The organism is Ruegeria sp. AB10 (genome assembly GCF_056542745.1).
The window spans coordinates 105,095-124,241 of the sequence record NZ_JBQGAI010000005.1; the positions used below are offsets into that span (position 1 = coordinate 105,095).

Annotated in this window: 20 protein-coding genes; 7 read left to right on the top strand and 13 right to left on the bottom strand. The window is 60.6% G+C overall.

The features are described 5' to 3' along the window. Positions 1 to 4: 4 nt before the first annotated feature. On the bottom strand, positions 5 to 868 hold the full coding sequence (locus ACR0NT_RS11895; RefSeq protein WP_170445296.1) for an alpha/beta fold hydrolase: 864 nt from the start codon (positions 866 to 868) through the stop codon (positions 5 to 7). A 247-nt stretch (positions 869 to 1,115) separates the two neighbouring features. Here ACR0NT_RS11895 and ACR0NT_RS11900 point away from each other — a divergent pair, with 247 nt between their 5' ends. Continuing rightward, on the top strand, positions 1,116 to 1,745 hold the full coding sequence (locus tag ACR0NT_RS11900) for a LysE family translocator (protein ID WP_170445298.1): 630 nt from the start codon (positions 1,116 to 1,118) through the stop codon (positions 1,743 to 1,745). A gap of 4 nt (positions 1,746 to 1,749) precedes the next feature. Here the strand turns inward: ACR0NT_RS11900 and ACR0NT_RS11905 are convergent, their stop codons facing one another. Next, positions 1,750 to 1,923, bottom strand: a complete 174-nt coding sequence (locus ACR0NT_RS11905; protein WP_170445302.1) for a hypothetical protein — start codon at positions 1,921 to 1,923, stop codon at positions 1,750 to 1,752. A gap of 107 nt (positions 1,924 to 2,030) precedes the next feature. Between ACR0NT_RS11905 and ACR0NT_RS11910 the strand changes: the two genes are divergently transcribed. From ACR0NT_RS11910 to ACR0NT_RS11920, 3 genes are all read left to right on the top strand, one after another. Then, positions 2,031 to 2,165 (top strand): hypothetical protein, encoded by a 135-nt coding sequence (locus tag ACR0NT_RS11910; RefSeq protein ID WP_302477946.1) that lies wholly within the window; start codon positions 2,031 to 2,033, stop codon positions 2,163 to 2,165. Between the two features lie 80 nt (positions 2,166 to 2,245). Beyond that, complete coding sequence (locus tag ACR0NT_RS11915; protein ID WP_170332709.1) at positions 2,246 to 2,785, top strand: adenine phosphoribosyltransferase; 540 nt, start codon at positions 2,246 to 2,248, stop codon at positions 2,783 to 2,785. A gap of 168 nt (positions 2,786 to 2,953) precedes the next feature. After that, positions 2,954 to 3,433, top strand: a complete 480-nt coding sequence (locus ACR0NT_RS11920; RefSeq protein WP_170445305.1) for a fasciclin domain-containing protein — start codon at positions 2,954 to 2,956, stop codon at positions 3,431 to 3,433. A gap of 39 nt (positions 3,434 to 3,472) precedes the next feature. Here the strand turns inward: ACR0NT_RS11920 and ACR0NT_RS11925 are convergent, their stop codons facing one another. The 11 genes from ACR0NT_RS11925 to coxB all read right to left on the bottom strand — a co-directional run bounded on the left by ACR0NT_RS11925 (position 3,473) and on the right by coxB (position 13,414). Further along, on the bottom strand, positions 3,473 to 4,885 hold the full coding sequence (locus ACR0NT_RS11925) for an FAD-binding oxidoreductase (RefSeq protein ID WP_170445308.1): 1,413 nt from the start codon (positions 4,883 to 4,885) through the stop codon (positions 3,473 to 3,475). A gap of 38 nt (positions 4,886 to 4,923) precedes the next feature. Next, positions 4,924 to 5,742, bottom strand: coding sequence for an MBL fold metallo-hydrolase (locus ACR0NT_RS11930; RefSeq protein WP_170445311.1), 819 nt, complete (start codon positions 5,740 to 5,742; stop codon positions 4,924 to 4,926). 102 nt (positions 5,743 to 5,844) lie between these two features. After that, complete coding sequence (locus tag ACR0NT_RS11935; protein ID WP_170445314.1) at positions 5,845 to 6,429, bottom strand: GNAT family N-acetyltransferase; 585 nt, start codon at positions 6,427 to 6,429, stop codon at positions 5,845 to 5,847. After that, entirely contained in the window at positions 6,429 to 7,691 is a 1,263-nt protein-coding gene (locus ACR0NT_RS11940; protein ID WP_170445317.1) for a M16 family metallopeptidase, read from the bottom strand. Before ACR0NT_RS11940 ends, ACR0NT_RS11935 begins: the two co-directional genes overlap by 1 nt. Beyond that, positions 7,688 to 9,076: a threonine synthase gene (gene thrC, locus ACR0NT_RS11945; RefSeq protein WP_170672246.1), complete on the bottom strand. Its 1,389-nt coding sequence runs from the start codon at positions 9,074 to 9,076 to the stop codon at positions 7,688 to 7,690. Before thrC ends, ACR0NT_RS11940 begins: the two co-directional genes overlap by 4 nt. Further along, on the bottom strand, positions 9,073 to 9,750 hold the full coding sequence (locus tag ACR0NT_RS11950) for an SURF1 family protein (protein ID WP_170672248.1): 678 nt from the start codon (positions 9,748 to 9,750) through the stop codon (positions 9,073 to 9,075). The genes thrC and ACR0NT_RS11950 overlap by 4 nt, the downstream gene beginning before the upstream one ends. 151 nt (positions 9,751 to 9,901) lie before the next feature. Beyond that, the gene (locus ACR0NT_RS11955; protein ID WP_170445325.1) at positions 9,902 to 10,717 is read right to left on the bottom strand and encodes a cytochrome c oxidase subunit 3; all 816 of its coding nucleotides are present in this window, start codon (positions 10,715 to 10,717) and stop codon (positions 9,902 to 9,904) included. A gap of 22 nt (positions 10,718 to 10,739) precedes the next feature. Continuing rightward, the gene (locus tag ACR0NT_RS11960; protein ID WP_170672250.1) at positions 10,740 to 11,315 is read right to left on the bottom strand and encodes a cytochrome c oxidase assembly protein; all 576 of its coding nucleotides are present in this window, start codon (positions 11,313 to 11,315) and stop codon (positions 10,740 to 10,742) included. Then, positions 11,315 to 11,476: a hypothetical protein gene (locus ACR0NT_RS11965; protein ID WP_170445328.1), complete on the bottom strand. Its 162-nt coding sequence runs from the start codon at positions 11,474 to 11,476 to the stop codon at positions 11,315 to 11,317. Before ACR0NT_RS11965 ends, ACR0NT_RS11960 begins: the two co-directional genes overlap by 1 nt. After that, the gene (cyoE, locus tag ACR0NT_RS11970; protein ID WP_170445330.1) at positions 11,473 to 12,429 is read right to left on the bottom strand and encodes a heme o synthase; all 957 of its coding nucleotides are present in this window, start codon (positions 12,427 to 12,429) and stop codon (positions 11,473 to 11,475) included. Before cyoE ends, ACR0NT_RS11965 begins: the two co-directional genes overlap by 4 nt. A 73-nt stretch (positions 12,430 to 12,502) precedes the next feature. After that, positions 12,503 to 13,414 carry a cytochrome c oxidase subunit II gene (coxB, locus tag ACR0NT_RS11975; RefSeq protein ID WP_170672252.1) on the bottom strand — a complete coding sequence of 304 codons (912 nt, stop codon included), beginning with the start codon at positions 13,412 to 13,414 and terminating at the stop codon, positions 12,503 to 12,505. A gap of 176 nt (positions 13,415 to 13,590) precedes the next feature. Here coxB and tldD point away from each other — a divergent pair, with 176 nt between their 5' ends. The 3 genes from tldD (at position 13,591) to topA (ending at position 19,142) form a co-directional block, all read left to right on the top strand. Continuing rightward, complete coding sequence (tldD, locus tag ACR0NT_RS11980; protein WP_170672254.1) at positions 13,591 to 15,012, top strand: metalloprotease TldD; 1,422 nt, start codon at positions 13,591 to 13,593, stop codon at positions 15,010 to 15,012. 229 nt (positions 15,013 to 15,241) lie between these two features. Continuing rightward, positions 15,242 to 16,369 (top strand): DNA-processing protein DprA, encoded by a 1,128-nt coding sequence (gene dprA / locus ACR0NT_RS11985; protein WP_170672256.1) that lies wholly within the window; start codon positions 15,242 to 15,244, stop codon positions 16,367 to 16,369. A 154-nt stretch (positions 16,370 to 16,523) separates the two neighbouring features. After that, positions 16,524 to 19,142 (top strand): type I DNA topoisomerase, encoded by a 2,619-nt coding sequence (gene topA, locus ACR0NT_RS11990; protein WP_170672258.1) that lies wholly within the window; start codon positions 16,524 to 16,526, stop codon positions 19,140 to 19,142. Positions 19,143 to 19,147 lie beyond the last annotated feature (5 nt).

Consider the following 19,147-nt stretch of genomic DNA (forward strand, 5'->3'; position numbering starts at 1 on the left):
CCGGCTATTGCGCCAGCGCGCTTTGCACCTCGGCCCACAGCCCATGCGACCAGAGGTCGTTATGGGTTCCGCCGGGAATGACGTGCAGTTGGGCGGTATCCCCTGACATGGCCGCCAGCGCCTTGCCATGGTGCAGCGGGATGGTTTCGTCCTCAGTCCCGTGGAAGATCAGGATTGGCACGGTGATACTGTCGATCACGTCGCGGGTGGCGAACTGATCTTTCATCAGGGTCGAGACCGGCAGAAACGGATAGCGCTCGGCCGCCACATCGACGGTGGCAGTGAACGGCGCCTCAAGCACCAGAAGCTGCGCATTCGGGCGCTCCTCGGCCACCGCGGCGGCTACGCCCGTCCCCAAGCTCTGGCCATGCAGCACAATCTCCACGCCTTCAGCATCCAAACGGTCGTACAACTGAACCCCATCCGAGATCAGCGCCAGTTCCGAGGGTTCACCCCCACTGCCCGGAAAGCCGCGATAACTGGGTGCAAGCAGGCCAAAACCGCTGTTGAGGATTTCACGCATACGATCCGCCCGATCGCCCAGATTGCCGCTTTGACCATGGAAGAACAGAACCGTCGACGCGCCCTCGGTCGCCGGAGGCGCGGACCAAGCGGTCAACACCACCCCATCGGACATGGGGACCGTGATCACATCCACATCGGCCAGCCCGACTGTCCTGGGATCCGGCAACTCGCCCGAAGGCTTGTACAGCAACGCGTTCTGATTTGAATACATATACCCCAGAATCCCGGCATATAACGCACCCCCGATCAGGACCATCAGGATCAGCACACGCCTTACAGGCCAGATTCTTGACCGTGCGGGCTCGGAAAACGTTCCGACGTGATCTGGATGTGTCTGCGCCATTTTCTCCTCCGATCCTCTGGTGTCTCTTAGGTTGGAAAGCCGGGGGCGTGTTTCAAGGAAGATGCACAAGCCTTAATTCAATCTTTAACCTGCTCAGGCGGAGCAACTTGTTTGCGGCAGCCCATCAGGAAACACGCCCATATTCTCTGTCTGAGCTCACTCGAACCAGAACACCCGAGCGTTTCACGAAAGGCTTGACCTTGCGACCGCATCGGGGCTTGGTGAGGAAACAAACACAGGAACCCCCATGTCCATCGACCTTTGGCTGGCCTTTGTGGCAGCATCGACCGCCCTGCTGCTGATCCCCGGCCCGACTGTTCTGCTGGTGCTCAGCTATGCCCTGTCGAAAGGCCGCAGCGTCGCCGTGGCCTCGGCCACCGGCGTCGCCGTAGGGGATCTGGCGGCCATGACAGCGTCGCTGCTGGGCTTGGGGGCGCTGGTGCTGGCCTCGGCAACACTGTTTTCCGTGCTGAAATGGGTGGGGGCAGCCTATCTGGTGTGGCTGGGCATCAAACTGCTGCGCAGCGCGCCCTCGGGCGGGTTGCAAACAGTGGAGACCGGGCGCGACGTCACCGCCCGCAGCGTCTTTGGCCACGCTGCCGCCGTCACGGCGCTGAACCCGAAATCCATCGCATTCTTCATTGCCTTCGTACCGCAGTTCCTGCGCCCGGCCGAGCCTTTGGGCCCACAATTCGCCATCCTGATCGCAACCTTCGTCGGCCTCGCTTGGCTGAACGCCCTGGCCTATGCGCTGCTGGCCGACCGGCTGCGCCGAATGATCGGACGGGCCGGCGTCATCACCGCTATGACCCGGTTCGGAGGGCTGGCTCTGATCGGAATGGGGTTTGCCACCGCCGTGCTGCGCCGCCCAGCCTGAGGGCTTAATCCTCGGCGTGTTCTTTCATGAAACCGCGGATGAACCGCCGGATTTCCCGCGCGGCTGACGTGTCCAGCTCCTTGCACAGCTCGACAAAAGCGTCGCGTTCGCCCTTGTCCAGACGCAAGACCAACTGACTGTTTTTCTTGGTAGAAATTTTACCGTCTTTCTTAGCCACGCGCCCTTTCCCCGTTCAGTTCTTGATTCTATTTGCGGTGCATTGTATATACATCGCATAGAAATTGTAGTTATCGAGCACCTAACAATAAAAAAGGGAATATGGCAATGAACCTGCACACCGCTCAGGCATTTCTTTTGCGAGACCAGCGCAACTGGCGCAAACCGCATCTGTCGTGGCTGCCTGCCGCGCTCTATCGGTACAAAAGCCTGCCGAACTCTGTTTCGCAACGTCGCAAGTAAGGCGGCGGTAATCTTTCCTTGCAAGGCTGACCCCAATGGGCCAAACACGCCCGCGTGTTTTGACGCCAAAGGGGTTGGCCATGTCCAGAAACAAGTCGGTCAAGGATTACATCCGAACCATCGTTGATTTCCCGCATGAAGGGATCATGTTCCGGGACGTCACCACCCTGTTCGCCGACCCGCGTGGATTCCGCATGGCGATCGACCAGATGCTGCACCCCTATGCCGGTGAGCGGATCGATAAGGTCGTCGGCCTTGAGGCGCGCGGGTTCATCCTCGGTGGCGCGATTGCGCACCAGCTGAGCGTCGGCTTTGTTCCGATCCGCAAAAAGGGCAAACTGCCCGGCACCACCATCAGCCAGGACTACAAGCTGGAATATGGTGAGGCCATCGTCGAGATCCACGATGACGCCATTCAGCCGGGCGAGAAAATCCTGGTCGTCGATGACCTCCTGGCCACCGGAGGCACCGCCGCCGCCGGGATCAAACTGATCGAACGGCTGGGGGGTGAGATCGTCTCATGTTCCTTCATCATCGACCTGCCGGAACTGGGCGGCCGTAAGGTATTGGAAGAGATGGGCATGGACGTGCATATTCTGTGCGAATTCGAAGGCCTTTAGGCACCCTGCCTTCACAAGATTGTGAGTGGAAATCCGGCCCTGCGCGGGCTTAGCGCGACGCGGCGCAATATCCACCCCGTCGCATAGACACATTCAGTGATCTTGTTGCGGGGATTACCCGTATCCCTGTTGATGCCGCTTAAGGCATTTCAACAAGGGATTTGTATCATGTTCCGCAACCTCGCTATTGCTGGCGTGACCAGCGCACTTCTTGCCTCCACCGCCATCGCCGGCGACGACAAAGACATCGTCGACACCGCCGTCGGCGCTGGCAGTTTCGAAACTCTGGTCGCAGCCGTGCAGGCCGCTGATCTGGTGGACACGCTGAAAGGCGAAGGCCCGTTCACCGTATTTGCTCCCACGGATGAGGCGTTCGCCGCCCTGCCCGAGGGCACGGTCGAAACGCTGCTGATGCCCGAAAACAAGGACCAACTGGTCGCGGTGCTGACCTATCATGTGGTGCCGGGCAAAGTGATGTCGGGCGATCTGTCCGACGACATGACTGCCGCCACGGTTCAGGGTGGAGACATCACCATCGATCTGGACAATGGCGTGATGGTGAATGACGCAAACGTCGTTCAGGCCGATATCGAAACCTCGAACGGCGTGATCCACGTCATCGACAAGGTCATCCTGCCGGGTTCGTAACTACCCCGGCGCGGCCCGGCACAACCACGGGCCGCGTCTTTACCTCAAAACCGCGCCCGGATTCATGATCCCCAAAGGATCCAACGCGGTTTTGATGGCGCGCATGGCAGCCAGTTTTGTCGCATCCCCGTATTCCTCAAGATCATCGGTCTTAAGCCGCCCGACCCCGTGCTCGGCACTGACGGACCCGTGGAATTCGCTCACCAAGTCATGCACCGCGTGTTTCACAGCCTGCCGCTGTCCATCGAATTCCGACCGGTTCTGGCCCAGCGGCGGAAACACGTTGTAGTGCAGATTGCCATCCCCCAGATGCCCAAAGCAGTTGATACGGAACGGGCCAAGTGCCGCTACAACCTCGGCGCCGCGAACAATAAACTCGGGAATTCGCGAGATCGGGACCGAGATGTCGTGGCTCGACACTGACCCGATCAAGCGGTTCGCCTCGGGGATACGTTCACGAACGGCCCAGAGGTCCATGCGCTGTGCCTCGCTCTGCGCGATGACCGCATCGCCAACAAGACCCGCCTTGTCCGCAGCGGCGTAGAGCGTTTCCAGCGCCTCTGACGGTGCGTGCCCGGCAAACAAACCCAGTTCGATCAGCACGCACCATTCGGGCTGTGTGGCAAAGGGTTGTCGCACTTCCGGCAGCACCTCGTTCAGGAATTGCAGCCCCTGCCGGTGGATCAGTTCAAACGTGCTAACCGCATCCCCCAACTGATCCCGCGCCAGCGCCAGCAATTCGATGGCCGCCTCGGGCGAGGTGACCTGCAACATCGCCGTCCCCACCGCTTCGGGCCGCGGAAACAGATGCAGCGAGGCCGCCGTGATGATCCCCAGCGTGCCCTCGGACCCGATCAGCAGATTGCGCAGGTCATATCCGGTGTTATCCTTGCGCAACCGGCTGAGCCCGTGCCAAATCTCACCATTCGGCAAAACGGCCTCCAGCCCCAGACACAGGTCACGGGCATTGCCATAGCGCAGCACGTTCACTCCACCCGCATTGGTGGCGAGGTTGCCGCCGATCCGGCAAGACCCCTGAGCTGCCAACGCCAGAGGAAACAGCCGGTTGGCGTTCTCAGCGGCGGTTTGCACATCGGCCAGTATCGCGCCTGCCTCGGCGATCAGAATGTTCTCGGTCGGGTACACTGCCCGGATCGCTGCCATCCGCTCCAACGAGATCAACAGGGGCGCAGGACCATCCGGCATGACCTGCCCGCCAACCAACCCGGTGCCGCCGCCGTAAGGCACCACCGGCACCCGCGCGTCTGATGCCAGCCGCACCAGCGCGGACACGTCGTCGACCGTGCGCGGCAGGGCAAGCAGCCCCGCGTGCCCGGAAAATCGGCGGCGCGGTTCTTCCAGATATCGCTCGGTGACGGGGCGCAGGATATCGTCCCCCATTTCAGAGCGGATCAGTTTGGCAAGGGCCTCATCGGCAGGATTCAGTGTCATACCCATTCCTTGCCCAAGCAGGCCTGCCCCCACAAGCCCTATTCCAATTCAATGAGATAGCGCGGCTCAAGCACCACCACCGTGGGCCGGTTCGGCAGCGTCTTCAAAGAAACGACCAGTTCCGATACCCCGTTTCGGGCAATCGGGAAGTCATTTCGAATATCGACCAGGAATCGGTCCAGCGAAAAGCCTGAAAACCAGTGCATCGGAATAATCACCGAGCTTTGCAGCCGCTTCAAAACCGAAATCATGTCAGGCAGCGGCATCGTAGTGCCACCATCCACTGCGGCCATCACCACATCCAACCGTCCCAAGGCGGCAAACTGTTCGTCCGAGGGTACATGGTGCAGGTGGCCCAGATGCCCAATACACAGCCCTTCAATCTCGAACACAAAGATCGAATTGCCGCGCTCTTCGACCCCACCATAGGGGGACCGGATATCGGTCGAGACATTGCGCACCAGCATCTCACCCAGATCGAGGTGATGCTCAATCCCCTGCCCGAACTCTCCCCAACCGGGCAACACGTGCGGAATGGCCGGATCGGGATGGGCCGTCCAATGGGTGCTGTGGGCGTGGTTCATGGTGACCACATCCGGGATCAGATCAGCACTACCGATGAAACCGGTGAAATCGGTCACCGCGTTCAACCCGCCCTGCGTCTGGATCAGAAACGAGGCATGGGTGATATAGCTGATCCGAACGGAATACTCCGGGATCGGGTCCTGCCACGCGGCCTTGTGAATATACTCAATGCCCGGCGCAGCATCCGCGATGGCGATACAATGGCTCGGCCGCCGCTCCTGCGCCGCAGCCCCGCCCGAGATTACCATCAATGCCGCAACTATCCAGCGCATGAGGGAAGTGTAGCGCAGAACACCCCCAAGTCATGCCCCTTGTTCATCTGTCCAAAAATATCCCGGGGGAGTCGCGGCTTGCCGCGGCGGGGGCAGAGCCCCCTACCCTGCATCCGTCTTCCCGCGACGGTCGGATCGCAGAGAGGCGTACAACACATGCGTCCGCCAACGCCCGTTGATCTGCAAATACGACTGCGCGACACCCTCGTATTTAAACCCCGAGCTTTCCAGCAACCCGCGTGACGGCTTGTTTTCGGGCAGACACGCTGCCTCGATCCGGCTTAGGTCCAGACGGGTAAAGGCGTGGTGCACCACGGCCCCGATCGCCTCGCGCATATAGCCGTTGCGGGCGAAGGCCTCACCGGTCCAATACCCCAGCGTCCCCGCCTGTGCCGGACCCCGACGCACATTGTCCAGGGTAATTGCGCCCAGCAACACATCGTCAGATCGGCGGAACAGGAACAAAGGGATCGCCGTGCCGCTGGAAACCGACCGCTGCGCCCAATAGACCCGATTGGTAAAGGATTTCCGACTCAGGTGATCCTTGGCCCAGACCGGCTCCCACGGGGTCAGGAATTGCTTGGACGCACGCCGCAGCGCCGCCCAGTCGTTAAAGTCGGAATGCACGGGCGGGCGCAAGCTCAGGCGCTCGGTTTCGAGTTTCAGCTTGCGTCTGCCCAGAAGCATCACGCCGCACGCCTCTCCTGCAGTTCCGCCAGCGTCGGCGCGCCCGAGACCGGACCATAAAGCGCCAGCGCCGCCGGGGCCTTAACGGCCATGTCTTCGGCAAAGGCGCGCACGTCCTCTGTGCTGACCGCATTGATCTTGGCGACGGTATCCTCAAGCGAGGGCACCCGGCCCCAGATCTGCACCAGCCGCGCCAGACGTTCGGCCCGGTTCGACGGGCTTTCCAGCCCCATCAGCATCCCGGCCTTCATCTGGGCACGAGCACGGGCGACCTCTTCGGGGCTCATGTCCTCGGCGGCGCGCTTCATCTCGTCAATGGTGATAGTCGCCAGTTCCGCGACCTGATCGGCCGAGGTCCCCGCATAGATCGTCGTCGTCCCGGTATCCGCATAGGCCCCGGTCTGGGCGAAGATCGTATAGCAGAGCCCACGCGATTCACGCACTTCCTGAAACAGGCGCGAGGACATGCCGCCGCCCAGAGCGGTCGAATAGATTTGCGCCGTATAGATCGCATCATCGCGATAACCGGGGCTTTCCAGCGCCAGCGCGAAATGGGCCTGCTCCAACTCTTTCTCCTGCCGCGCTTCGCCACCGGTGAAGCGGGCGGTTTCGGGGATCAGACCTTGGCGCGGTTTCAGATGACCGAACATCTCTTCGGCCATTTTCATCAGCGCATCGTGATCAACGGCCCCCGCCGCCGACAGGATCATCTGTTCCGGCCCGTAGTGCTCGGCCACAAAGCCCGACAAATCCTCGCGCGAGAATGTGCTGACCCGTTCAGTTGGCCCAAGAATGGTGCGGCCCAAAGGCTGATCGTGATAGCTCTGCTCCTGCAGCCAGTCAAAAATCACATCGTCGGGCGTGTCATAGGCCTGACCGATTTCCTGCAGGATCACGCCGCGTTCGATCTCAATCTCGCGCGGGTCGAACACCGGGTTCAGAACGATGTCGCCGATCACATCCATCGCCAGCGCTACGTCGTCCTTCAGAACGCGCGCGTAGTAAGCCGTCACCTCGCGCGAGGTATAGGCGTTGATATACCCGCCCACATCCTCGATCGCCTCGGCGATTTGCAGTGCCGAACGCCGCTCGGTGCCCTTGAACGCCATATGCTCAAGGAAATGCGCGATGCCGTTCTGCTCGATCCGTTCATGCCGCCCACCGGCGGTCACCCAGATGCCGATGGCCGCAGATTGCAGCCCCGGCATATGTTCACTGACGATACGAAAGCCGTTCTTCAGCTGGTCTTGTCTGACTGTCACTCAGCAATATGCCTTCTGATATGATCCTCAAGGGCGCCCAGATCATTGGCAATGCGGGTCACCCGTTCCGGACGTTCATACAGATCAGACATGCGAGAGGGAAGAGGCGGATGCACGTCGCTCGCCTTCTCAACCGCTGCCGGGAATTTCGCAGGGTGTGCGGTGGCCAGCGTGATCATCGGTACGTCTGCCGCACGGTGGTCTTCGGCCACTTTGATGCCAACGGCCGTGTGCGGGCAGACCAGTTCGGCGCTATGGGCCAGCGTGTGCCTGATCGTCTCCAGCGTTTCCTCTTCGGAGACGCGGCCCGAGTCGAAATTCTCGCGCAGCGCTTCCATCGCACCCTGGCTGACGTTGAAGCCTCCAGTCTTGAGTTCATCCATCAATTGCGCAACGGCGCCGCCATCTTCGCCATAGGCATAGTACAGTGCACGCTCAAAGTTCGAGCTGACCTGAATATCCATCGACGGGCTGATCGAAGGGATGGTGTCGCCCTTGAAATACCCTTCGCCCGACAGGCAACGGTGCAGAATGTCGTTCTGGTTGGTCGCCACAACCAGACGGTCGATGGGCAGACCCATGCGCTTGGCCAGATAGCCCGCGAAGATGTCGCCGAAATTGCCGGTCGGCACGGTAAAGCTGACCTTGCGGTGCGGCGCGCCGAGGCTGACCGCCGCCGAGAAGTAATAGACGATTTGCGCCAGCACACGGGCAAAGTTGATCGAGTTCACACCCGCCAGCTTCACACCATCGCGGAAGTCGAAATCGTTGAACATGTCCTTCAGCGCGGCTTGGCAATCGTCGAAGTCTCCGTCCACGGCCAGAGCATGAACATTGCTGTCCGCAGGCGTCGTCATCTGGCGGCGCTGCACCTCGGACACGCGGCCATGCGGGAAAAGGATGAACACATCCACTGCGTCCAGCCCGCGGAAAGCCTCGATGGCAGCCGAGCCAGTGTCGCCGCTGGTTGCGCCGACGATGGTCACGCGATCCCCGCGCCGCTTCAATGCCACTTGGAACAGTTGACCGATCAACTGCATGGCGAAGTCTTTGAACGCCAGCGTCGGGCCGTGGAACAGTTCCAGCAGGAAGTGGTTCTCGTTTAACTGCTTCAACGGCGCGCGGGCGTCGTGGCCGAACCCTTCATAGGCGCGGGCGATGATCGCCTTGAACTCATCCTCGGCGAACGAGCCGCTGACATAGGGCCACATCACCCGAAAGGCGATCTCCTCGTAGGGCAGACCGGCCAGAGCCGCGATCTCATCCTGCGACATCACCGGAATCTCGGCAGGCAGGTACAGGCCGCCATCACGGGCCAGCCCGGTCAGCATCGCCTCTTCAAAGGTCAGTTCAGGCGCTTGGCCACGGGTCGAGATGTATTTCATTGCTCTTCACTCTTTGCGGGGGCGCGGTTGCGCCACAGGAAATAACCGGTCATCGCGGCCCAAACCAGGGCCAGACCAAACCATGTGATTGCATATTGCAAGTGATCGTTCGGGATGCCCGCCGTGTCCACCGGCAAGGGTGTCACGTTCGGGTCCGTTGCGGATCGGGCGATCAGCAGGACGGGTTCAGCACCCAACGCCGCCGCCAGATTGGGAACATCGCGGGCAAACCAAATGTTGCTGTCGATGTCCGGCTGGGGCGTATAGCTGTCAATTTCATCGGGCCAGTGCAGGTTACCGGTCACCTCCATCGGCCCCGCCAGACGCTCAGCCTGTTTTGCGGTTGTGGGTACAAAGCCCCGATCTACAAGTATGGTCCGGTCTTCCGTGCTGAAGGGCTGGATGATCCGGTACCCTGGCCCGACCTGTTTGACCGAGACCAGAACGTGGATTTCCCTCGGCTCCATCTCTCCCGAGACGATGACAGGCCGATATTTGTCCCCAGCCTCCGAGACCTGCGGCGGCAACGCGATCGGGTCTGCAGAAATGCGGCTTTCGATCTCAGCCAACACCCCTTGTTTCCAAGCCAGCCGCTGCACCTGCCAGACGCCCAGCCACAACAGCACGCCCAGACCGGCGAGGCCGAAGATCAGCAAAAACAGAGTGCGGCGCATGACAGAGTCTCGTTGCAGGAACCGGCGTCTTGTTAAGTGTGGAGCGGACAGAAATGCAACCACGCAATTGTACGGGGCGCAATCTTGCGCCCCTGATAGTGAAAAAGCCGCCCCTAAAGGCGGCTTTTGCAATTGAACAGTCTGGCCGGCGTTAAATCAGCGGCGCCTGACCCCAGATGTAGACGGCAAAGAACAGGAACAGCCAGACGACATCGACGAAGTGCCAATACCAAGCCGCAGCCTCAAAGCCGACGTGCTTTTCAGGGGTAAAGTCACCGCGCAGCGCCCGGATCAGGCAGACGGACAGGAAGATCGTCCCGATGATCACGTGGGCACCGTGGAAGCCGGTTGCCATGAAGAAGTTGGAATAGAACTGGTCGCCGCCGAATTTCCATCCGTCATGGGCCAGCAGTTCATAGTACTCAAAGCCCTGCAGGAAGGTAAATGCGATGCCCAGCGCGATACCGATGGTCAGACCCTGCACCAATGCGCGGCGGTCATTGCCATGCACCAGCGCATGGTGCGCCCACGTGATGGCACAGCCCGACAGCAGCAGAACCAGCGTGTTGATCAGCGGCAGGTGGAACGGGTCAACCGCGTGGATATCCGGCTGGATGTACTCGGTACCTGCATAGTCGTACATCGGGTACATGCGATGCTTGAAGAACGACCAGAACCAGGCAAAGAAGAACATCACCTCGGACATCACGAACAGGATAAACCCATAACGCAGGCCGATACGGACAACAGGCGTGTGATCCCCGGCGCGGCTTTCGGCCACCACTTCGGACCACCAGGCGAACATGGTGTAAAGAACCGCCACCAGGCCGGCCCAGAACATGAACGAGGTAATGCCGTGCATCCAGAGGACAGCTCCGAACAGCATCACAAAGCCGCCGACCGCGCCGAATAGCGGCCAGATCGACGGGGTCAGAATGTGATAATCGTGGTTTTTAGCGTGTGCCATCAGCGTCCCTCACCTACAGGCGTTAGTTCGTGTTTGTATCTGCCTGCGCTTCAAGGGCGGCGTAGCCCTCGGGCAGGTCTATTTCATAAAATGTATACGACAGAGTGATCGTATGCACATACTTGGCTTCCAAATCCTCGACCATTTCAGGATCGACGAAGAAAGTTACCGGCATCTGAACCCGTTCACCGGGTTGCAGCACCTGCTCTTCAAAGCAGAAACAGGCGATTTTCTGGAAATACCCTCCGGCCGAATAGGGCGCGACGTTATAGGACGCCTGCCCTGCAATCGGGCGGTCGGTCGGGTTGTAGGCCTCATAGAAGGCCAGCCCGGTCTCACCAATGCGCACGTCCATTTCGCGTTCGACCGGCTTGAACTCCCAAGCCATATCCTTGGCTTTCGAGGCATCGAACCGGACGGTCACAGTGCGGTCCAGAATATCCTCAGGCGCAGTCGCAGCCACGCCGGTGGTGCCACCAAAACCGGTGACGCGGCAGAACCAGTCGTAGAACGGGACAGCGGCCCAGGCCAAGCTGCCCATCAGGACAACCACACCCACCGTCTGCGCCACCGTTTTCTGCGGACCGGTCAATGCCATCAGTTCTGCACCTCCTGCGCCGGCGCACCCAAGCTTGTGCCCGAGACCTTGACGATGGTCAGGCCGAAGACGATCACGATGAAGGCCGCCAATGTCAGGCCGACCCCCAGATTGCGGCTAAAGCGGCGTTCGTGCAGCTCGTGGCTTTTGCGCAGGCTCATGACCACCCTCCCAAGCCATAGGGTTTCAGCAACGCCTCGGCCAGAATCGCACCGAAGTGCAGGAACAGGTAGAGCAGCGACAGCTTGAAGAAAGAGCGCTCGACCTTGAAATTGTCCGCCTCTGCATCGTCCTCGGTCCGGCGCGAGATCTGCCACGCACCGCGCAGGAACAAGGCGTTCATCACCACCGCAACGGTCAGGTAGATCGGGCCACCAATGCCCGAGAACGCAGTGCCAACCGCCAGCGTGGCCAGCAGCGCAGTATAGATCAGGATATGCCAGCGGGTCGCGCGGCGTCCGTGGGTCACGGTCAGCATCGGCACGCCCGCATCGTCGTAATCCGAGCGCATGAACAGCGCCAGCGCCCAGAAATGCGGCGGCGTCCACATGAAGGTCAGGGCGAACATCAGCCACGGTTCCAACGTCATCGAACCGGTGGCCGCCACCCAGCCGATCACCGGCGGGAAAGCCCCTGCTGCGCCGCCAATCACGATGTTCTGCGGCGTCAAACGCTTCAGCCACATCGTGTAGACGACAACGTAGAAAAAGATGGTGAAGGCCAAGAACGCACCAGCAAACCAGTTCGTCGCCAGTCCCAGCATGATCACGGACAGGCCCGACAGCGCCAGTCCGATCGCCAGAGCTTCGCCCTCTTCCACCTTGCCGGATGGGATCGGGCGGCGCTTGGTGCGCTTCATCACTTTGTCGATATCCGCATCCCACCACATGTTCAGCGCGCCGGATGCGCCGCCACCGATGGCAATGAACAGGATCGCGCAGAAGCCCACAAACGGATGCACCGGCACCGGCGCTGCCAGCAGACCGACCAGCGCCGTAAACACGACCAAAGACATCACACGGGGCTTCAACAGGGCGAAATAGTCGCCAAAGCTGGCCTCGTCCGCGTGCGCCGTGGCGGTCACAGTGCTGGCATTGATGCTTGCGTCGCTCATATCCGGTCCTTCTGGGGCGAAAACTGCGCGGCCACCGCGCAGCTTGCGAGTGTTTACCTAGGCCTTAGCGGGCTTAGTTCGAGGCAACCTGAAAGGACGCAGGTTGGCCGGCATATTCTTCCAGAGCGCCCTGCAGCCATTGCTCATACGCCTCTTCGCTGACCACTTTGACGGTGATCGGCATATAGGCGTGGTCCTTGCCGCACAGCTCCGAGCACTGGCCGAAATAGACGCCTTCCTTGTCGGCCTGGAACCACAGCTCGGCCAGACGACCGGGCACACCGTCCTGTTTTACGCCAAAGGACGGGATGGTCCACGAATGGATCACGTCGGATGCGGTGACCTGCATGACGATGATCTTGCCGACCGGCACGACAACGGCGGTGTCGGTGGCCAGAAGCCATTCGTCATCGCTGTAACCTGCGTCAGAAAGCTTGGCGCGCATCGCATCATCCAGAACAAACGGGGTGACGTCGGCATCCGCCGGGCGCGTGCCTTCGTCCAGCGTTGCGGGGTGGCCCAGCAGATAACTGTCGAATGCAAAATCGTGATCGACATATTCGTAGGTCCAGTACCACTGGTTGCCCACAACCTTGATCACAACGTCGCCTTCCGGGATTTCCTGCTGCTTGAACAGCACCGGCAGCGAGAAGGCACCGATGAAGACCAGAATCAGGATCGGACCCAGGGTCCATGCAATCTCAACCGGGGTATAGTGCGAAAAGCGTGCCGGTGTCGGGTTCACACGCTGGTTGTAACGCACGATGCAGTAGACCAGCAGGGCAGCCACGAACAGGCAGATCACGGTGATGATCACCAGAATCATGCCGTCCAGCCGATGAATGCCGTCGGCAAGGCTGGTGGCCGCGGGCTGGAACCCCATGCCGCCGTCAACCGGTTTGCCAATAATCTCAAGCTCCTGAGCCATGGCGGGAAGGCTGGAGAGGGCTGTCATGAACCCCGAAAGCATCAAAGCATTCTTCATTTTCTGTCCTGATCGTTTGATCTTTTCTTCTCTCGCGAAAAGGTGTGAATCGGTCGCACCTCTCCCGTTGTCTTTGGCAAAGTTAAAAACCATATTCCGGATGTTAGATAAAGCAAAATGCTTGCGTCAAACAGACGCTATTTTTGATCTGGATCAAACCCGAAAGGTCCCAAGTGATGCCCAACGACCTGTTTCGCCCCTTTGAAAGCGTTCTACCGCAGGACGAAGCGCTTGCGGTTTTGCAGTCTGCCACTGCCGGGGCCGAGGACGGAGAGCTGTTCGTCGAGCGCCGGAAGTCCGAGTCGCTGGTCTTTGATGACGGGCGCCTGAAGACCGCGTCCTATGATGCGTCTGAAGGATTTGGCCTGCGTTCGGTTCAGGGTGAGGTGGCCGGATATGCCCATTCCACCGACGTCTCGATCCCGGCCCTTAAGCGGGCGGCGGAAACAGCGCGACTGGCCGTGGGCGACGGCGGCGGCACGCTGGCCGAGGCACCGCGCGCCACCAATACGCGGCTTTACACGGATGAAGACCCCATCGAATCAGCCAGCTTCCCGGTGAAAATCGAAACCCTGCGCGAGATCGACGCCTTCTCCCGCGATCTCGACCCGCGCGTCGTTCAGGTCAGCGCATCGCTCATCGCCGCCGTGCAAGAGGTCGAAATCCTGCGCCCTGACGGCGTTCTGGTGCGTGATGTGCGCCCCATGACCCGCCTGAACGTGTCGGTCATCGTGGAACAGAACGGCCACCGCGAAAGCGGCTCGGCGGGCGGCGGGGGTCGCGTCGGTCTGGACGGTCTGATTGATCCCGCCGATTGGCAGGACAAAGCCCGCGAGGCGCTGCGCATCGCGCTGGTCAACCTCGACGCCATCCCTGCCCCGGCCGGCGTGATGGAGGTCGCGCTCGGCCCCGGCTGGCCCGGTATCCTGCTGCACGAGGCTATCGGGCATGGGCTGGAAGGTGATTTCAACCGCAAGGGCAGTTCCGCCTTTGCCGGGCTGATGGGTCAGCAGATCGCGTCCAGAGGCGTGACGGTGGTGGATGACGGCACCATCGCGGACCGGCGCGGCTCGATCACGGTTGATGACGAAGGCACACCCAGTTCACGGACCGTGCTGATCGAAGATGGTGTCCTGACCGGTTACATGCAGGACCGCCAGAACGCGCGCCTGATGGGTGTTGCGCCCACTGGCAACGGACGGCGGCAGAGCTATGCGCACAAACCGATGCCGCGCATGACCAATACTGTGATGTTGGGCGGGGACGCTGATCCTGCGTCTTTGGTTGCAGATATCAAAGACGGCATCTGGGCCGTGGGATTTGGCGGAGGTCAGGTTGATATCACCAACGGAAAGTTCGTGTTCTCCTGCACCGAGGCCTATCGCGTCGAAAACGGCAAGATCGGTGCCCCTGTCAAAGGCGCGACTCTGATCGGCGACGGGCCGTCGGCATTGAACCGCATTCGCGGATTGGGCAATGACATGGCACTTGATCCGGGCATGGGGACCTGTGGCAAGGACGGTCAATGGGTGCCGGTCGGCGTTGGTCAGCCGACGGTTCTGATGGATGGTCTGACGGTTGGCGGATCGGCGGCCTGAGAGAGAATCGGCCCCCGTCACGGTTAACGCCACGCGTGTTGAAAACTCGGTTTACCTGCGTCCGCTTGATATTTCCCTGAAGCGGGCGGTTTTATTTTATGATTTAAAATCAATGCACTGAATAACCCACCGTATCAAATCCCGAAAATTATCCGAATAATTTGACAGGATTCACAAGCTGTTAACCCCTGCAGCCGTAAACCAGTTCTGCAATCAGGCGGAGCAACGGATGACCGAAGAGCAGCTTTCTTCCTATCACCCCACACTCCCACCCACCACGGAAGAGGACCGGTTTTCCTGGCTTCGTCTGTTGCGCTCGCGCAAGGTCGGTCCGGCGACATTTCGCCGGCTGCTGCGCGAACATGGCTCAGCGCAGAACGCGCTGGCCGCGCTGCCTGAAGTGGCACGCGCTGCCGGAGTTGAAGGGTATGAAATTTGCCCGCCCGGCGTGATTGAGGCGGAACTCAAGGCCGCAAAAGCCGCAAATGCGCGGCTTTTGTGCCTTGGGTCCGCTGATTTTCCTGATGCTTTGAATGATCTGTCCGACGCCCCTCCGATGCTGTGGGCGATCGGCGATGTGTCTTTGCTGCACAAACCCTGCATTGCGATGGTCGGGGCGCGAAACTGTTCGTCGCTGGGGGCGCGGATGGCACGTGGGCTCGCGACCGATCTTGGGAAACAGGGATATGTCGTAGTGTCCGGGCTGGCGCGTGGCATCGACACTTCGGCACATATGGCCGCATTGGATACAGGCACTGTGGCGGTCATGGCTGGCGGCGTGGACGTGATCTATCCCGCCGAAAACACAGATCTGGCCAGAGACATCGCCCGATCAGGGCTGCGCGTGTCAGAGCAACCGATGGGCGTGACCCCGCAGGCCCGACATTTTCCACGCCGCAACCGGATCATCTCGGGGCTGGCGCGGGCCGTCGTGGTCGTGGAAGCGGCCGCCAAGTCCGGTAGCCTGATCACCGCACGCGACGCTCTGGATCAGGGGCGCGAAGTTCTGGCCGTACCCGGCCATCCCTTTGATGCCCGCGCCGCCGGATGCAATCTGCTGATCCGCGACGGGGCCACCCTGGTGCGATCTGCAGAAGATGTAGTCGAAGCCTTGCCACAGCAGCAGGCAGACTTGCTTGAAGCGCACCCGCCCGAAGCACCCGCAGTGCCATCTCCTTCGGGCGTCACGCTTCACGGCGAAATACTGGCCCGGCTTGGACCGTCGCCAATCGCCGAAGACCAGTTGATCCGCGACATCGCGGCCACGGCGGGCGAGATTGGCCCGGCTCTGGTCGATCTGGAACTGGACGGACGTATTCAGCGCCAGCCCGGCGGGTTGCTGTCTCTGACGGCTTGACGCTGCGGGGCACGCCGAGATTTCCACGTCTACAACGCTGAAATCACCGCCAAATTCCGGTTTTTAAAGGAACGCATTGACAATTCGCTCTTGCCCTACACATTTTGCACGATCATAGAAGGCGCCCAATTCGTCGAGCGAGGTTTTCCCTTAAATGCCTGTAGTTGTTGTAGAATCCCCTGCCAAAGCCAAGACAATCAATAAGTATCTTGGCTCCGACTACACGGTTTTGGCGTCATATGGTCATGTGCGGGACCTGCCGCCCAAAGACGGATCAGTCGATCCCGAGCACGAATTTGCGATGAAATGGGAGGTTGGCAATGACAGCCGCAAACATGTCAAAGCCATCGCCGACGCGCTGAAAGAAGACAACGCCCTGATCCTCGCCACCGACCCCGATCGCGAGGGCGAGGCGATCAGCTGGCACCTGCAGGAGGCGCTGACCAAGCGTCGCTCGATCAAGAAGGACACGCCCGTCAGCCGCGTGACCTTCAACGCCATTACCAAGGACGCCGTGACCGAAGCGATGCAGAACCCGCGTGAGGTCGATATGCCTCTGGTCGAGGCCTATCTGGCCCGCCGTGCGCTGGATTATCTGGTGGGTTTCAACCTGTCGCCGGTTCTGTGGCGCAAGCTGCCAGGTGCGAAATCAGCGGGCCGTGTGCAATCGGTCTGCCTGCGCCTGATCGTTGAACGCGAAATGGAGATCGAGGCCTTCAAGCCGGTCGAATACTGGTCGGTCCGCGCCCTGTTCGAGACTCCGCGCGGCCAGACTTATGAGGCGCGTCTGGTCACTCTGGCCGGCAAAAAGCTGGACAAGCACGACCTGTCAAACGCTACGCAGGCGGAATTGGCGGTGCAGGCGATCACCAGCCGGGCGTTGAGCGTCACCTCGGTCGAAGCCAAGCCTGCTGCGCGCAACCCCAGCGCGCCATTCATGACCTCAACCCTGCAGCAAGAGGCCAGCCGCAAGTTCGGCATGGGTGCGCGCCACGCGATGCAGGTGGCGCAGCGGCTGTATGAGGCGGGTTACATTACCTATATGCGGACCGACGGCATCGACATGGCACCCGAAGCTGTGGCGGCCACCCGCGATGCGATCCAGGACCGTTACGGTGCGGAATACGTGCCGGACAGCCCGCGGATGTACAAGAACAAAGCCAAGAACGCCCAGGAAGCGCACGAATGTATCCGCCCGACGGATATGTCGCGCGATGCCAAGGCGCTGAAGGTCACGGATGAGGATCAGCGCAAGCTTTATGATCTGATCTGGAAGCGCACCATCGCCTGCCAGATGGCTGCCGCCCGTTTGGAGCGTACGACGGTCGAAATCGGCAGCGACGACGGTCAGGTCGGCCTGCGTGCCACCGGGCAGGTGGTGCTGTTTGACGGGTTCATGCGGGTCTATGAAGAAGGTCGCGACGATGTGGCCGACGAAGACGAAAAGCGCCTGCCGCAGATCATGCAGGGCGATCCGGCTCCGTTTGCCAAGGCCTCTCTCAAGGATCAGTCTGCAAAAGCCGACGACAAGGCGGCCATCCTGTCCGAAAACGAAGCCGTGCTGGCGCTGCAGCACCACACGCAACCGCCGCCGCGCTATACCGAAGCCACCCTGGTCAAGCGGATGGAAGAGCTGGGCATCGGGCGCCCCTCGACCTATGCCAGCATCGTGACCACGATTCAGGACCGGGAATATGTGCGCAAGGACAAGAACCGGCTGATTCCCGAGGAAAAGGGCCGGATCGTCACCATCTTTCTGCTGAATTTCTTCCGGCAGTATGTGGGCTATGAATTCACCGCCAATCTGGAAGAACAACTGGACGATGTCAGTGCCGGAGGCCGGGACTATAAGGATTTGCTGGGCAAGTTCTGGCGTGATTTCTCGGCCGCGATTGGTGAGACGTCCGAGCTGCGCATCTCGGAAGTGCTGGACAAACTGGACGAGGCGCTGGCCCCGCAGCTTTACCCGCCGCGTGAAGACGGATCAGACCCGCGCGTCTGCCCCAAATGCGGCACGGGCCAGCTGCATCTGAAAACCTCGCGTACCGGCGGGTTCGTGGGTTGTGGCAATTACCCCGAATGCACCTATACCCGTCCCATCGCAGGTGAAGGCGCGGAAGGGGATGAACGTCTGCTGGGCGAGGATGCGGGCGATGAAATCTGGCTGAAATCCGGTCGGTTCGGGCCTTACGTTCAGCGTGGCGAACCGACGCCCGAGAACAAGAAGCCGCCGCGTGCCTCCCTGCCCCGAGGTTGGAGCAAGGACGATATGGATCTGGACAAGGCCCTGACACTGCTGTCGCTGCCCCGCCAGATCGGCGAACACCCAGAAGGCGGCATGGTCAGTTCGAATTTCGGACGGTTCGGGCCATATATCATGCACCAACTGCCGGAAGAGGCGAAACCCGTCTATGTCAACGTCAAAGACCCCAACGACGTATTCGAGATCGGCATGAACCGCGCGGTAGAGATGCTGGCCGAGAAACGCGCCAATCCGGGGCGCGGACGGCGGGCGGCTGCGACACCGTTGAAAGAACTGGGCGAACATCCCGATGGCGGTGCGATGCAGGTTCTTGACGGTCGCTACGGGCCATATGTCAAATGGGAAAAGGTCAACGCAACTATCCCCAAGGACATCAAACCCGAAGATGTGACCCAGGAAATGGCCATCGAGTTGGTGAACGAGCGGGCGGCCAAGAAAGGCACCAAGAAAAAGGCCGCGCCGAAGAAAAAGCCTGCCGCCAAGAAGGCAACCAAAAAGGCGATCAGCTAAGGGGT